The following is a 14372-nucleotide window of genomic DNA, read 5'->3' as shown; positions in this document are numbered from 1 at the left end:
TCATACCAGAAAAGCGTTATTTCTTCAAAGATATAACGCTTTTCTGAAAAAACACAAACTCAATCGACATTTGTTATCGCTCGGCCGACCTGGTTTGAATTCGACACCGTTCGGGCTGCCCTGTCTGCATTCTGAATTCGACATTCTAAACATATCCTCTTGCCTGCAACTGAAACAGTTCGGCATAATGTCCCTGTTTGGCCATCAGCGTTTCGTGACTGCCTGATTCGATAAGGCGGCCATGTTCAATTACAATGATGCGGTCGGCCATGCGAACGGTGGAGAAGCGGTGGGAGATAAGTAAGGCCATTTTTCCTTTGGTCAATTCAGCAAAACGCTGAAAGACATCGTATTCGGCGCGGGCATCGAGAGAGGCCGTAGGTTCATCCAAAATCAGTAATTCGGAATCCCGCATGTAAGCGCGGGCCAAGGCGATTTTTTGCCATTCGCCTCCGGACAGTTCGGTGCCTCCGCTGAAATGCCGCCCCAAAACCTGCTTCAATCCGTCAGGAAAACGTTGAATTAAAGGAGCGGCTAAACTGCGTTCGGTGGCCGTAGCAATGCGGTCGAGATTGTTGATTTCATCGATATCACCCACAGCAATATTGGCCTGAGCCGTCATCATCAGACGGATGTAGTCTTGAAAAATCACTCCAATGTGATGTTGTAATTCGGCTAAATCGTATTCTTTCAAGTCGTGGCCATCGAGTAAAATACGCCCTTCGGTAGGATCATACAGACGTGTGAGGAGTTTAACAAGGGTAGTTTTTCCCGCACCGTTTTCGCCGACAATCGCCAGTTTTTCACCTGCTCTCAGCGTAAAATTCAGGTTCTGAAAAACCCATTTTTCGGCATTGGGGTATCGAAAGCTAACGTTCTCAAAAACAATGCCCTGTTTAATAACCGCAGGAAACGGAATCGACTTTTTAGGAGAAGCGACCTGTGGTTCTAAATCAAAAAACTGAAAGAAATCCCGCAGATACAGTGTCCCCTGCGAAATACTCGTAAAACGGTTTAGAATTCCTTCCAATGAAGATTTAAGCTGTCGAAATGACCCCACCAAAAAGGTGAGGCTCCCGATGGTAATCGCGCCGCGAATGGTTTCGAGGCCGATAAAAGCGTAGGCACCGTAATATCCGGCAGTGCCGACGGCAGCCAACAAGGCTCCCCAACTCGCCCGACGAATGGATAATTTTTTATTTTGTAAATAATAAGCCGCTGATACTTCCCGAAATCGTTCGGTTAAAAAGCTTGAAAGGTTAAACAGTTTTACTTCTTTGGCATTCACGTTACTCGCTCCCACGTACCGAAGATAATCCAGTTCGCGGCGTTGGGGCGTCCATTGGTACGACAAGGCGTAACTCTGTGAGTTGAAATAAAATTCCCCCAAAAAAGCAGGAATGATGCTCAACACCAAAATCAAAATCAGCCAGGGGCTGAACAGCGCCAAGCCTGCACCCAGAAAGCCAATGGTAATCATATCCTGCACCTGTGCCAACGATTGCGACAGCAGCGCCGTGCGTCCGACGGTTTGCTGACGGGCGCGTTCGAGTTTATCGTAAAAAATAGGTTCTTCAAACTGAGCCAAATCGAGCGTAGCGGCGTGCTGCATGATTTGAATGGACGACCGATTGGCGTGCAAATCACCCAAGAGTGCATCGAGTAACCCGGTAGCCCGGTTGAGAATATCCGAACCCAATGCTAAGGCCAATTCCAAGCCAATCAGCAGGATTAAATGGTGAGTATCGGTTGAATGATGGTTGATGAGAAAGACGACTTCATCAATAATCAATTTTCCCAAATACAACGTCAGAAACGGAATGACCGACCGAATGAGCCGCAGGCCAATGTTGGCCGCTGTCATCCAAGGTTGGGTATGCCAAATTTCTCTAAAAAATAGGGGTAAGTAGTTGAGGGCCTGTAAACGGGCTTTGAGCGTGGGTTGTTCCTGTTTATTCTTGGGAGGCATATTTTCGATTGCCGATTTTCGATTGGCAATATGTCAATTGGGGATATTTCGACTGTAGGGAAACAGAATCCATTCTCAATTAGTGCCGAAAAATAATTTTTGAGCGCTATGAGTGGTCGGCTTTGGTACCTTTAAGAAAAAAACAGAAAGTCCTTCTCCAAAATGGAGAAGGATTTAGGATGAGGTAAAAAGCCATGAACAACCCACAATACCAACTCTTTTTTATTAAAAACCTCAGCAATTTTCCAGATGGTACGCTCTTTGAGCTGGAAAATCAATTAATTAGTTATGCTGAACTCAGCGGAGCAGTTAATGAAAAAAGGCAGGAGATTGCCGATTGGGAATACGAAACCAAAGGCTATTTATTGCCCGACCGAGGCGATGGAATACCCACCGTTTTGCCCGAAAAAAACACCTTACTTTGCCCTCCTTTTCCCGAAAATATTCCTCCGGGAAAAGGAGTCATTCAAATAACGAAAACGACGACCCGAAGCCGTCAGCACCCCGATGCAGAGGCTCCGGCCAACGTACCTGTGGGCATTTTAAGCCGAAATCAGGTCACTGTTTTTCAAAATATTCACTTTCAGCGATTGTACATCGAATTGCCTTCGGATGGAGAAGAATTGGAACAAATTACGGTCTTTGACAAAGTGAAACAGTGGGAAACGGAGTGCTATTATTCGCCGAAGATAAAGAATGAAGAAGGGAAATGGCGCGTTGAATGCGAGTTCAGTCACATTACTTTTGGGTTTTACGAAGTGCAAATACAGTTTACGTCCGGTTGGTATTATCGCATTGACCTCATCAAATATTACCCTGATTATTTGAAAGAAAAATATCAGCTGCTTATTCAGGAAGATTCGACCTCCCGTAAATCTACGTTTACTCCGCGGAAAGAAATCGGCATTGAGATTGCGGCGTTTCAAAAAGTCCCTGTTTCCGTCACTACTGATTTGGGTGTCAATGATGAAGTGTTGAACGAAGCACTGGCGCTTACTACCGAATGGGGGGCAAATTTCATGAAGCCGATTGCCGAAAGATTACGAAAAAAATACCCCGAAATCAGCAGGGAACAGGCCGAAAAGCTGCAAGCGTATTGTCGGGAAGCCGAATCGTACATGCATGATTTAGGCATGAAAGAAGATGGCGAGATCTCCGAATCGGCAATGGTACCCTTAGCCAGCACAAATATCCTTGGGTTAAGACCGAGCATTGGTATCGGCTGAAAAACATTGCCATGTTTTACGCTCGGAAATGATGTGTTTTGACAATTGAAGTATTTGGCGGTAAAAACACGATGGGTGTTCTTACCGCCACCACTCCCCGTCGAATAATCGGTTGGGGAGTTTAAGCTGATAGCTCTCCGCAGTTACTGATTGCAATTTTTTTCAACGTTCTACCGCTGTGGCTCCCATAACTCTCGACTTCCCGGACGACATCCATTCCTTCAACCACCGAACCAAATACTACATGCTTTCCATCCAACCATGCCGTTTTTTCAGTGGTAATAAAAAATTGAGAACCATTGGTATTAGGTCCTGCATTGGCCATGCTTAACAGACCTGGCTCTGTGTGTTTCAGTTCAAAATTTTCGTCAGCGAATCTATCTCCATAGATGGATTTGCCGCCTGTTCCATTATGCCTTGTAAAATCGCCTCCCTGTAGCATAAACTGGGGAATGATTCGGTGAAATATACTTCCTTTAAAGCCGTACCCTTTTTCACCCGTGGCCAGCGCTCTGAAATTTTCTGCTGTTTTAGGAACCACGTCCGCTCGAAGTTCAAAAACAACTCTTCCTAACGGAGCTTCATCCGCCGTAATATCAAAGAATACTTTTGGTCTTTCCGACATTTGTTTATTGGGTTAAAGTGAAATACGAAAGTAGGATTTTGTTTTTGTTCCTACAAACTGCGTAAAAGCAATGTCCTCGCATTTGTTTTTGCCCTACAGATGCCCAAAAACTACATAGTCCTCCATTCGGAAGCATTATAATCCCCATCTATCTTGCTTTAACAGGTAAGTATTCAAACGACACATATTAAACTCGGATTATTATGAAAAAATACCTTTGGGGATTGAGTGGTTTGGTTTTGACGGGCGCACTGGCAGCTGCTTATCAAACCGATAACCCAAGTCGAGGCTCCCAAACTAACTTGGACAGCGTGTATGCTGCCCTCACGCAGGAACAAAAACACGATTTGAAGTATGCCGTAGGGGCATTGGAAGTAGCGGAAGGGTTGGAGGCTAATTTGTTTGCTTCCGAGCCCATGATTACCAACCCAACCGATATCGACATTGACCACAAAGGCCGCGTGTGGGTGTTGGAAGCCTACAATTATCGTCCTCACATTACGGGAAATCCTACGCACTCCGAAGGTGACCGCATTCTGATTTTGGAAGATACCAACGGCGACGGAAAAGTAGATGCCAGCAAAGTGTTTTACCAAGGGCCGGAAATAAATGCTCCTTTGGGGATTTTGGTGATGGGAAATCGCGTTTTGGTTTCTCAAAGCCCGTATGTTTGGCTGTTTACGGACGAAAACGGCGACGACAAAGCCGACAAAAAAGAAATCATTTTTCAGGGAATCAAAGGCGAGCAGCACGACCACGGAATGCACGCCTTTACGTTTGGGCCTGATGGAAAATTGTACTTTAACTTCGGAAACGAAGGAAATCAACTTCTTGATGGAAAAGGGCAACCCGTTTTGGACCAGGATGGACAGCCCATTGACCGTAAAAAATACCGTCAGGGAATGGTGTTCCGTTGCGACCCAGATTTCAAGAACGTAGAAGTTTTGGGCCATAATTTCCGTAATAATTACGAAGTAGCCGTGGATAGCTACGGTACGATGTGGCAATCGGATAACGACGACGACGGCAACAAAGGCGTACGTATCAACTACGTGATGGAATACGGCAACTACGGCTACACCGACGAAATGACAGGAGCAAGTTGGAGCGCTAATCGCACCAATATTGAGTCCGAAATTCCGCTTCGTCACTGGCACTTGAATGACCCGGGAACCATGCCTAATTTGCTCCAAACGGGAGCCGGTTCGCCCACGGGAATGTTGATTTACGAAGGCGAACTATTGCCCAAAGTGTTTCAAAATCAAATGATTCACTGCGATGCCGGGCCTAACGTCGTTCGGTCTTATCCCGTCGAAAAAAATGGGGCAGGGTATAAAGCAACCATCGCCAATGTAGTGTATGGCAAACGCAATCAATGGTTTCGTCCGTCGGATGTGTGCGTCGCGCCTGATGGTTCGCTCATCGTTGCCGATTGGTACGATCCGGGCGTGGGTGGACACCAAGCGGGTGATTTGAACCGCGGACGGCTTTACCGCATTGCCCCGGCCAATACCGCTTATAAAGTTTCTGCTAATGATTTCAGTACGTTGGCCGGTGCTTTGCAGGCGATTCAAAGCCCCAATGTATCAGTACGTTATCATGCCTGGAACAGCATTCGCAGCAAAGGTCAGGCGGCCGAAAGTGAATTGGCGAAAATGTATCAAACGGCTCCCAATCCTCGCATGAAAGCACGGGCATTGTGGTTGTTGAGTAAACTGGACAACGGTCATAAATACGTAGAAGTGGCTCTGAAAGATGCCAATCCAGACATCAGAATTACGGCAATCCGCGCGGCACGTCAAATTACGGCAAAGGGGATCCTGCCTTTATCGGTCGAAAATTTGAATCTATTGGCGGCTGACCCGGACGCGCAGGTGCGTCGCGAAGTAGCTTTGGCCATTCGTCATAAGACCGATGATTTAGCCGCTGACGTGTGGGCGCAATTGGCGTCTCGCTACGACGGACAGGACCGTTGGTATTTGGAAGCCCTTGGCGTGTCAGCTGACGGCCAATGGGATAAGTTTTATTCGGCTTGGCTCAAGATGGCTGGCGCTAACCCAACGGCTACCGCCAAAGGTCGTGATATTGTGTGGCGGGCGCGTACTGCGGCTTCGGTGCCTTTGTTAGCGTCGTTGGCGGCAGATAAAAACGTTCCGCTCAAAGACCGTTTACGGTATTTCCGGGCGTTTGATTTTAATCCCGGTGCTACCGGAAAATCAACTGCGTTGCTGGCCATATTGAAAGGAACCACCGACAACGAAATTACCAAACTTTGTCTTCGCCACTTGGACCCAGGGTTTGTCAAAACGTCGCCTGAAGCGCAGCAAAGCTTACAGAAACTACTGGATGCGAGCGTTGGCACAAGCGACTATATGGATTTGGTACTTCGCTTTGAGCCGGCAAGTGAAAATAAACGCCTTTTGCAAATAGCCACCGAAAAACCCATGCAGCGCGAAGGACGCGATGCGGCGCGACAGTTGTTAAAGCAAAATGAAGAACCTATGTTGTGGGCGACCATCAACGGCAAAGATGCTGTAAAAGCACAAAGTGTGCTGACTTCTTTGCGGAGTGTAGGTACGAAGCAATCCATTGGCATTTTACAAACGGTAGCTTTGGATGCCAAACGCTCTAAAGCGCTCCGGACGGAGGCCGCGCGGGCATTGGGCGGAAGCATGGACGGTGAAGATTTGGTGTTAGCTCTATTGAAAGAAGGAAAATTTAACGGGGATTATAAAGCTGCTGCAGTACAGGGGCTTAGTGGCGCTTGGCGGAAAAGTATAAAAATAGAAGCGGCCAAATACATGGATGCGGTGCCTACCAAAACGGGCAAAAAATTGCCTCCTGTCAGTGAACTGATAGCCATGACAGGAAACGCGGCAAATGGCCAAAAAGTGTTTGCCAATTATTGCGCCATTTGTCACCAAGTCAACGGAGAAGGGGCGGATTTTGGGCCTAAATTGTCTGAAATTGGCAGCAAATTGGGGAAAGACGGCCAATACATGGCTATTTTCTACCCAAGTGCGGGGGTGAGTTTTGGCTACGAAGGCTACGAAGTCAAATTCAAAGACGGCAGTACGATTGCGGGAATTGTAGCCAGTAAAACCGAAACGGATTTGCTTATGAAATTTCCCGGAGGTACTTCCCAAAGCTACAAAATGAGCCAAGTGGTTTCGATGAAAAAAATGGATGAATCGCTCATGACTGCTGGTTTACACGAAGCCATGAGTGCACCTGAACTGGTGGATTTGGTAGAATATTTGTCAAGTTTGAAAAAGAAATAAAGTTTGAAATAAGCCTTGGGAAGTTTTTAAACCTCCCAAGGCTCCCAATAGCCTGTAGTTTCCGTTACTAATTTATTCCAAAATCACAGTACATTAATCTCACCATTTCTAAATGAAAACTTCTGTTTTAACCCTACTTTGTCTTTTTGTGGCCTGTGTATCTGTATCGGCACAAAAAAAGACCCAAACCATTAATGTCGCCACGTATAATGTACGCTACGATACGCCCAATGATGGCCCCAATGCGTGGCCCAATCGGAAAGAAAATGTAAAAGCCCTTGTTCGTTTTCATGAATGGGATATTTTTGGAACGCAGGAAGGTTTGCGTCACCAAATGAACGGCATTGCCGAATTGGAAGAATTTGCCTTTATCGGGAAAGGCCGCGACGACGGTGTGGAAAAAGGCGAACATTCGGCGATTTTTTACAAAAAGAACCGGTTCAAAGTCCTGGAATCAGGTGATTTTTGGTTGAGCGAAACCCCTGAAAAGCCCGGAAAAGGGTGGGATGCAACCTGTTGCAATCGGATTTGCAGTTGGGCCAAATTCAAAGACCTCAATACCAAAAAAGACTTTTATTTCTTCAACGCCCATTTTGACCACCAAGGCGTAGAAGCGCGTCGGCAGTCGGGATTTTTGATGGAGAAAAAAATAAAAGAAATTGCGGGAAATGCGCTGACTATCTGCACGGGAGATTTTAATTCCAGACCCGAAACCGAGCAAATCAAGACAATGAAATCTTTCCTGTCGGACACCCATGACGTAGCGGCGCAGCCCCCGTATGGCCCCGAAGGAACGTTCAACTCTTTCAAATTTGACGCGAAAATGGAAAACCGAATTGACTATATTTTTGTCAGTAAAAGCATTAAAGTCCTCAAATACGGGGTGTTGACCGATGCTAAAGACCAACGCTATCCTTCCGACCATCAGCCGGTGGTGGCAAAGGTTATTTTTTAAGTAAAGTTTAAGCCGTATTTAAGTCCTTTTTAAGGATTAATGGTAACATTTGTTACTCAAGCGAAAGTATCCAACAGGTAAGTTTGACGCTTTTCGTTTTTTGTGGTGTTATCAAGGTCATAGATACCCGACGTGCCGTTTTAGAGCGTGTCGGGTATTTTTATGCTGTTTTAGGCTTACTGAAAATAGTGTATTTATTTTCTCATATTTGTTATTGATAAATAGGTAGTGTCAATAATTATTATGTCAACAAGCTATGAAAAAGATAGTATTTGTTTTTGTAGTTGCTTTATTATCAGGTTGCCAGGGGAAGGATGAGCCTGTTTTATCCATTAACCTCCCGCTTACAATTGTGAAGGGTTACGGGCCATTTGTACCGGGGCTTTCGTTTCTTGTAAAAGAATATACCTCTACAGACCCTGCCGGGGCAGATTGGGTTAAGACTTATTTATCAATTAGGGGAATTCCTGCGAAATGGCGAAGTGTAAGCAAATCTATAATTTGGCTTAATAGCAGACAATTAGTTTATCAGAATTATGTTTTAGGAAACATTACTTCCGGAAAGTATCGTAACCTACAGGAATCATGGCAATGGCAACCTGATGAACTTAAGCTTTCTAAAAAACCAATTAAGTGCTACGTATATGTTATTTGGGGAATAAACTCGGAAGGAAATTGGATGGCGATGGTTGACACCAATAATAATTTTGATTTCAGCGACGAAAAAGCGTTTTATCCCGAAATAATGGATTTTAAAAAAAATGCTTCTTCTACTTTAAATGAACGGATTGTCAAGTATCAGATCTATCAAAATAATCAAATAGTAGAAGCGGAAATTCCAATTGTTATTAAACAAATCAATGCAAATCAATTCGGTTATAATTTTCCTCAATATGCCAAAGTTGAATTGATTCAGAATGGGAAAAAGCATGAATTGGTGGTTGTTCCAAGTGCCTTAACTTGTGCTGATTTTGAAAAGGCAGGTATTTTAGAAATGACAGGCTCGAAGCAAAATAAAGTAATCGAAGATAGCGAACTGATTGAAATAGAGCAATATATCACCATTGGAGGTCTATTGGGAACAAAATACAAAAACAAGGGAGTCGATTTGTTTACTAATACATTACAAGTGGAAGGAATACCCTCTGATGTGGTTGTGTACTCTACCCAAGCGGGTTATCAATTTCAACCATTTTCGGCCGAAGAATTTTTTACTAAAAAAACCATTTCATTGGAAAGTCTTAAAGGCAAATACGTGTTCATTGATTTTTGGGGAACTTGGTGCAGAGGGTGCGTGGAAGAGATCCCTAATTTGGTCGCTCTCTACAAAGGGCTCGACAAAAGTCGTTTTGAATTTGTCGGAATTGTAGCGGGAGATACTTCTTAAAAACTGAAGAAATTCATTGATAAAAACGGCGTAACCTGGCCCCAAATAATATCTGATGATTCTAATAAATTGGTAGAAATGTATAAAATAACAGGCTACCCTCAGACAGTTCTTATAGACCCAAGCGGGAAAGTGATTGCCAAAGATTTGGGAAGAAAAGAACTGGCAATAAAACTAAATGAACTTTCTCGTAAGAAAATATAACAGACTTTTTAACCTATGGTAAAATCATCTTTTTTGTTCGTTTTTCTACTCTGCTGTCTTTCAGTAAAAGCGGTTACAGGTCATCAATTGCCTTTTTCTCTTTCTAATCCACTTGGGGTCAATCCCCGAGTCCAGGCACTGGCGTTTATGTTTCCGGCACAGGCGCAACTCATCGTTGACGCTGCCAACGAAGCCAATGCCTACACCGATCAGTTTTTTGGGGCAGGTGCCCAAAATCAAAATGACAACAGTTCCAACGCCTTTCGGCATTCGGTTTGGAATGCGCTTGCCGTAAAAAAGCTAAAAGATGCGGGTGCCAATGAAGCTACCGCCACCGACATCGTTCAACGGTTTACCTCCGCCTACGAATACAACGACGCAGGTACGGCGTTGGTCAAAACAGCCGCTTCGGCCATGGATTTAAACAACAATTTGGTAGGCCGTTCCTTCAAAAACTACACGATGGTGAATCAATTGTTGGATAGTCTGTACCTGAAAGCCATTGAACCCAAAGTAATTACGGCTACACTTTCTCAAATTTTAGCGAGCCATAATGCGGACGTTAATACGGCTTGGGATTTGTTGGAAAATACCGATAGCTCTCTCCTGAACGTCAGTAAAGTATTGGTTAGAATTGACCCCTGCACGGTTTCGTTGGTGCTGAATCATACGATTACTGATACTGTCAAATTTGAAGTTAGCTCTACTATCCAAGCCCAAAATATCCTCACCCCTTCGGCCAAGGTGACGTATGATGCTCAAAATTATGTACTGCTGAAGCCGGGATTCAAAGCCGACCGGGGAAGTACGTTTACGGCGTATGTGGATGGGTGTGGGAATAAGTAATAAGTTCCTGCAACTGTATTTTCTCAACAAATTTTCAACTCTCAGGCAACCCTTCTCGGCTTTTCTGCATTTCCTTTAGTGAAACCTAACATCCTCCTCCGTGTACCGCTGGCAAAAAGTCGTTGAGATGTGCAAAGAAAACAACCGATTCGCACAAAATCGGTTGTATGAAGGCTTTTCGGGGCGATTGTTTCGGCTTTGTATGCGCTACGTGCACCGGCAGGAAGAAGCCGAAGAGGTAGTAATGAACGGTTTTTTGAAGTTTTTCCGAGGCTTGCCGGATTTTGAGTACCGCGACGACAACAGTCTGGAAGTATGGCTCAAACGCATCATGGTCAATGAATCCCTCATGCACCTGCGTCAGCGAAAAGCCCTGCCTGTTTTTGTTGATTCTGACGAAACGCAGGAGTTGGCGACGGTCTTTGTTCCCAATCATTCGATAGATACCGAGGCCATCTACGCCGCTATTTTGGAATTGCCAACGGGTTATCGAACGGTATTCAACCTGTACGTAGTGGAAGGATATACACACGAAGAAATCGCCAAGCAGTTGAATATCAGTGCGGGGACGTCAAAATCGCAACTCAGCAAAGCGCGGGCTATGCTGCAACAACTTTTAAAACAACGAGGTTATGAACAATACGGAACAGTTTGATGAATGGATAAGAGAGGAAATGGGCAACCTCGACGATTCGCCCGACCATTTTCGTCAATCGGCTATTTGGCAAAAATTACAAACGGAACAGCACCCCGTTCCTGAAAAAAAATCTTTTTTTGTCACGCTGACGGTCTGCCGCGCGGAAGCGTCTCATTACCGCATTGCAGTAGCAGTAGCATTGTTATTACTGGCCGGTGGAATTTGGTGGAAGTTACAGTCAACGCCTACTCAAATTGCTGTTAATCAAAAAGTAAATGAACCAAAAAATAGCTCCTTTTTACAGGAAAAGCATACTTTACTCGCCGCAAAGAATGATGACTTAAAAGAGGAAGTAAAGTTAAAAAAACACGAAACTTTTAAGAAACAATCAAAAGAAGAACTAACCGAAGCCAAAGTTGCTCAAGCGCCAATTGTTGTCCCTGCGGAATCGGAAAATAACGTCGGCAAGGACTGGCCCGCACCGGCGGACCGGTCTGGCGTTCCAAACCTGGCCGACGTTTCCGAAGCGATAAAAAATATAGTTGAAACTCCTGAACTTACTGGAATTGTCACGGTACCGGAAAAAACACCTAATCAATCAACAACAAAAACCCCTAAGCCTAAATTCAAAATCGTTCATGCCAATGAATTGGCTGATTATCAGAAAGCTGAACTGGCAGAAGTACGGGAAAAAGAAGCAAAGGCCAAGGGATTTGTTGTCATTAATTGGAACGCTAATTCCACGAATCAATCCGCAAATAGTCTATTGACTTATTTTAAAAATAAATCTTCGAAGGCCGATTAACAGCCCTATTTAAACCAACCGCTGCGGCGTTCCGCAACTCCCAAATACCATGAAAATTATCATTACCGTGATGCTCTCCGTGAGCATCCTCAGCCACGCTTTTGCCCAACAATTACCGGGCCTTTTACCCAACGCCCTGAACCATCACAGTAAGTACAGCTTTGATCTCGGGCAGGAAAATAAATTGCTTGTGTATGCCCGAACGGTGCAGGATTTGCAGAAATTTCAAAACATTGATTCTGTTTTGGCTCATTTTGCTAAAGATTACAACGTGCTGAAAACTTCCCTTCCTGAAAATGTAAATTCAAAAACAGTCATTTATAAACCCTTATCCAATGAGCAATACCAATTGGATTTGGTCGAGCACGCGAGCCCAAAACAACGATTTCAGTTTAAAACCAACGGCGGAGAGCCTTTGCTTCTCAAAACGATGCAGGATACGTTGTTGATTATCCATTCGTTTTTAAAACCGATGGAAACAAAGTCGGGGGAGGTCAAATTGAATGAACACGTCTATTTTTGCCTGATTGTTAATAACTTAGAAGACATCGGAAAAATGGTAATAAATGGTGGAATCAACGCCTACATTCAAAAAGCATTAAAAGATGCTGAAAAATATCCTCATCATGATTTGATGGGCGGTCATTATAAATTCAACTATACACAATCAAATTCAAGGTCTTTCCGTACAGTCACCAAACCTAACGAAGATTTTTTGGCCATTCATCCCTCTATCGGCTTGGGCGTATTTCAAAATCAATTAGTTCCTAACGTGCAGGCCGATTTTGTTTTTGTACCCAACAAATACAAAAACATTGGATACACGTTAGGCGGACGAACTATGTTCTTTACCGAGCGCAACGATTTAACCCAACGCGTATCTATACACAGTAATGATTTTGTACACGCAGGAATCACGTTTTACGATTTCAGAAGACCCAAAAATGGTGTAGTCAATACCAATCATATCCTTTTTGGGGCGTATTTGGGTCACTCCGTTTCAAGAAACGGCACTATTTTCGATAAAAACACTTGGAATTTTTCCATGACGATTACGACCAAAGGAATGTTTAAGATACAACCCGAGATTTATTTCAACGGTTTCTTCAAAAGTGTAACCCCGGGCTTGCGATTGCAGATTGGGATTTGAGAAAACCACCGTGGTCGGTGTCTGCACCGTACCACTTCGAGAAGCAACCCGAAGGTTTTGTACTTTCGGGTTGCTTTGCTTCGTAGAGAGCTACTTTTTTGCTTTATTTGTTATTGAACAAAACCAATGCACTCCCCCATGACTTACCAAGAAGGCGACCTCCTTCGACAGCCCGACGGCTCCGTCTTTCAACTCTTTGGCTTAGAGTACACCTCCTTTGTTTATATCGAAAAAGGCTCGTTTAGGATAGGCGACAATATTTCGAGTGAAGCTGATGAAAAAGAAGCTACGATTGATTTCAAAGAAGACTATTTTGTGGCGCAACACGCCGTTACGCAGGAACTGTACGAGCGAGTGATGGGCGTAAATCCCGCTACCTTTAAACACAAACACCGACCCGTTGAATCAGTATCGTGGAATGAAATTTGCGAAGAAGGGGGTTTTTTAAATAGCCTTAACCAATACATAAAAAGGCAGTACCCCTTTTTAAAAGGAACCTTTGGCTTGCCTTCCGAAGCCCAATGGGAGTATGCTGCCCGTGGTGGAAAGGTTTGGAATGACCTCAAAATGACCTACGCTGGTAGCCAAGAAATAGAAGATGTAGCTTGGTATGATGGCAACTCTAATGAAAAAACTATGCCCGTAGGACTAAAGCAATCTAATGCGCTTGGCTTATATGATATGAGCGGAAACGTGTGGGAATGGTGCGCTGATAAATATACAGATAGTTATAGCAAAAACCCTAAAGACGGAAGTGCTTACTTACAGAAAGGGACTCTTCGTGGTCTGAGGGGCGGCAGTTACTTCTACCGCCCAGATTATTGCCGTTTGGCTTTTCGCAACCGTGATTCCCCTAATTATCGCAATACTATTAGCGGATTTCGTTTAGTTTTCATTGATTTTGTACTTTAGATTATATTTTTCTTATTAAGCTAAAAATGGAATCTGTTGAAAGTTATTTATTGAATAATGGTTATGTAAAAGTCTATCGTCTTGATACACTCAAAATTACGAATAGAGCAAGAAATGATAAGAGGTATTTTTTAGCGGAAGATACTTTTGGCTTACACATCAGCGGAGCGAGATTCACCGAACAGGCTTGGAAACAATTGAAGGAGGGAATAGGCTATGATAAAATCAGGCAATTGAACGTTTTATACTTGGTGCGGTTACGACACAGGTTGTAATTTGATGATTTGAGTTAGGTATGGCAATACCTCAAGATTCCTTTTGAGAAGCGTATCAATGACAGAACGAATGGTACAAAAAGCATTTTGACCTGTTTTA

At 44.0% G+C, this 14372-nt stretch carries 12 protein-coding genes; 10 read left to right on the top strand and 2 right to left on the bottom strand.

The annotated features are described in order from the left end of the window. Window positions 1-145: 145 nt before the first annotated feature. On the bottom strand, window positions 146-1969 hold the full coding sequence (locus Q0081_RS20350) for an ABC transporter ATP-binding protein (protein ID WP_298357725.1): 1824 nt from the start codon (window positions 1967-1969) through the stop codon (window positions 146-148). 194 nt (window positions 1970-2163) lie between these two features. Between Q0081_RS20350 and Q0081_RS20345 the strand changes: the two genes are divergently transcribed. Beyond that, a complete protein-coding gene (locus Q0081_RS20345; RefSeq protein ID WP_298357722.1) occupies window positions 2164-3195 on the top strand; it encodes a hypothetical protein in 1032 nt (343 codons plus the stop codon). 121 nt (window positions 3196-3316) lie between these two features. Here the strand turns inward: Q0081_RS20345 and Q0081_RS20340 are convergent, their stop codons facing one another. Further along, the gene (locus Q0081_RS20340; RefSeq protein WP_298357719.1) at window positions 3317-3820 is read right to left on the bottom strand and encodes a peptidylprolyl isomerase; all 504 of its coding nucleotides are present in this window, start codon (window positions 3818-3820) and stop codon (window positions 3317-3319) included. Between the two features lie 203 nt (window positions 3821-4023). Here Q0081_RS20340 and Q0081_RS20335 point away from each other — a divergent pair, with 203 nt between their 5' ends. From Q0081_RS20335 to Q0081_RS20295, 9 genes are all read left to right on the top strand, one after another. Beyond that, a complete protein-coding gene (locus Q0081_RS20335) occupies window positions 4024-7101 on the top strand; it encodes a PVC-type heme-binding CxxCH protein (protein WP_298357715.1) in 3078 nt (1025 codons plus the stop codon). A 112-nt stretch (window positions 7102-7213) separates the two neighbouring features. Further along, window positions 7214-8056 carry an endonuclease/exonuclease/phosphatase family protein gene (locus tag Q0081_RS20330; protein WP_298357712.1) on the top strand — a complete coding sequence of 281 codons (843 nt, stop codon included), beginning with the start codon at window positions 7214-7216 and terminating at the stop codon, window positions 8054-8056. Window positions 8057-8312: 256 nt separating this feature from the next. After that, window positions 8313-9443 (top strand): TlpA disulfide reductase family protein, encoded by a 1131-nt coding sequence (locus Q0081_RS31670; RefSeq protein WP_310586514.1) that lies wholly within the window; start codon window positions 8313-8315, stop codon window positions 9441-9443. A gap of 219 nt (window positions 9444-9662) precedes the next feature. Then, on the top strand, window positions 9663-10493 hold the full coding sequence (locus Q0081_RS20320; protein ID WP_298357709.1) for a DUF6973 domain-containing protein: 831 nt from the start codon (window positions 9663-9665) through the stop codon (window positions 10491-10493). Between the two features lie 100 nt (window positions 10494-10593). Next, entirely contained in the window at window positions 10594-11148 is a 555-nt protein-coding gene (locus tag Q0081_RS20315; protein WP_298357706.1) for an RNA polymerase sigma factor, read from the top strand. After that, window positions 11126-11935, top strand: coding sequence for a hypothetical protein (locus Q0081_RS20310; RefSeq protein WP_298357703.1), 810 nt, complete (start codon window positions 11126-11128; stop codon window positions 11933-11935). The genes Q0081_RS20315 and Q0081_RS20310 overlap by 23 nt, the downstream gene beginning before the upstream one ends. Window positions 11936-11984: 49 nt before the next feature. Next, window positions 11985-13085: a hypothetical protein gene (locus Q0081_RS20305; protein WP_298357700.1), complete on the top strand. Its 1101-nt coding sequence runs from the start codon at window positions 11985-11987 to the stop codon at window positions 13083-13085. 138 nt (window positions 13086-13223) lie between these two features. Continuing rightward, window positions 13224-13997 carry a formylglycine-generating enzyme family protein gene (locus tag Q0081_RS20300; protein WP_298357698.1) on the top strand — a complete coding sequence of 258 codons (774 nt, stop codon included), beginning with the start codon at window positions 13224-13226 and terminating at the stop codon, window positions 13995-13997. 26 nt (window positions 13998-14023) lie between these two features. Further along, window positions 14024-14272, top strand: coding sequence for a hypothetical protein (locus Q0081_RS20295; protein ID WP_298357695.1), 249 nt, complete (start codon window positions 14024-14026; stop codon window positions 14270-14272). The last annotated feature ends 100 nt before the right edge of the window (window positions 14273-14372 follow it).

It is taken from the genome of Runella sp., assembly GCF_027484545.1.
In the GTDB taxonomy this organism is placed as follows: domain Bacteria; phylum Bacteroidota; class Bacteroidia; order Cytophagales; family Spirosomataceae; genus Runella.
Note: the sequence above shows the minus strand (reverse complement) of the source record. Positions and strands in the feature narration are given on the sequence as shown.

Bases quoted from the DNA above. Each gene is read 5' to 3' on its own strand.
- Q0081_RS20350 (WP_298357725.1), bottom strand. From the start codon at position 1,969: ATGCCTCCCAAGAATAAACAGGAACAACCCACGCTCAAAGCCCGTTTA.
- Q0081_RS20345 (WP_298357722.1), top strand. From the start codon at position 2,164: ATGAACAACCCACAATACCAACTCTTTTTTATTAAAAACCTCAGCAAT.
- Q0081_RS20340 (WP_298357719.1), bottom strand. From the start codon at position 3,820: ATGTCGGAAAGACCAAAAGTATTCTTTGATATTACGGCGGATGAAGCT.
- Q0081_RS20335 (WP_298357715.1), top strand. From the start codon at position 4,024: ATGAAAAAATACCTTTGGGGATTGAGTGGTTTGGTTTTGACGGGCGCA.
- Q0081_RS20330 (WP_298357712.1), top strand. From the start codon at position 7,214: ATGAAAACTTCTGTTTTAACCCTACTTTGTCTTTTTGTGGCCTGTGTA.
- Q0081_RS31670 (WP_310586514.1), top strand. From the start codon at position 8,313: ATGAAAAAGATAGTATTTGTTTTTGTAGTTGCTTTATTATCAGGTTGC.
- Q0081_RS20320 (WP_298357709.1), top strand. From the start codon at position 9,663: ATGGTAAAATCATCTTTTTTGTTCGTTTTTCTACTCTGCTGTCTTTCA.
- Q0081_RS20310 (WP_298357703.1), top strand. From the start codon at position 11,126: ATGAACAATACGGAACAGTTTGATGAATGGATAAGAGAGGAAATGGGC.
- Q0081_RS20305 (WP_298357700.1), top strand. From the start codon at position 11,985: ATGAAAATTATCATTACCGTGATGCTCTCCGTGAGCATCCTCAGCCAC.
- Q0081_RS20300 (WP_298357698.1), top strand. From the start codon at position 13,224: ATGACTTACCAAGAAGGCGACCTCCTTCGACAGCCCGACGGCTCCGTC.
- Q0081_RS20295 (WP_298357695.1), top strand. From the start codon at position 14,024: ATGGAATCTGTTGAAAGTTATTTATTGAATAATGGTTATGTAAAAGTC.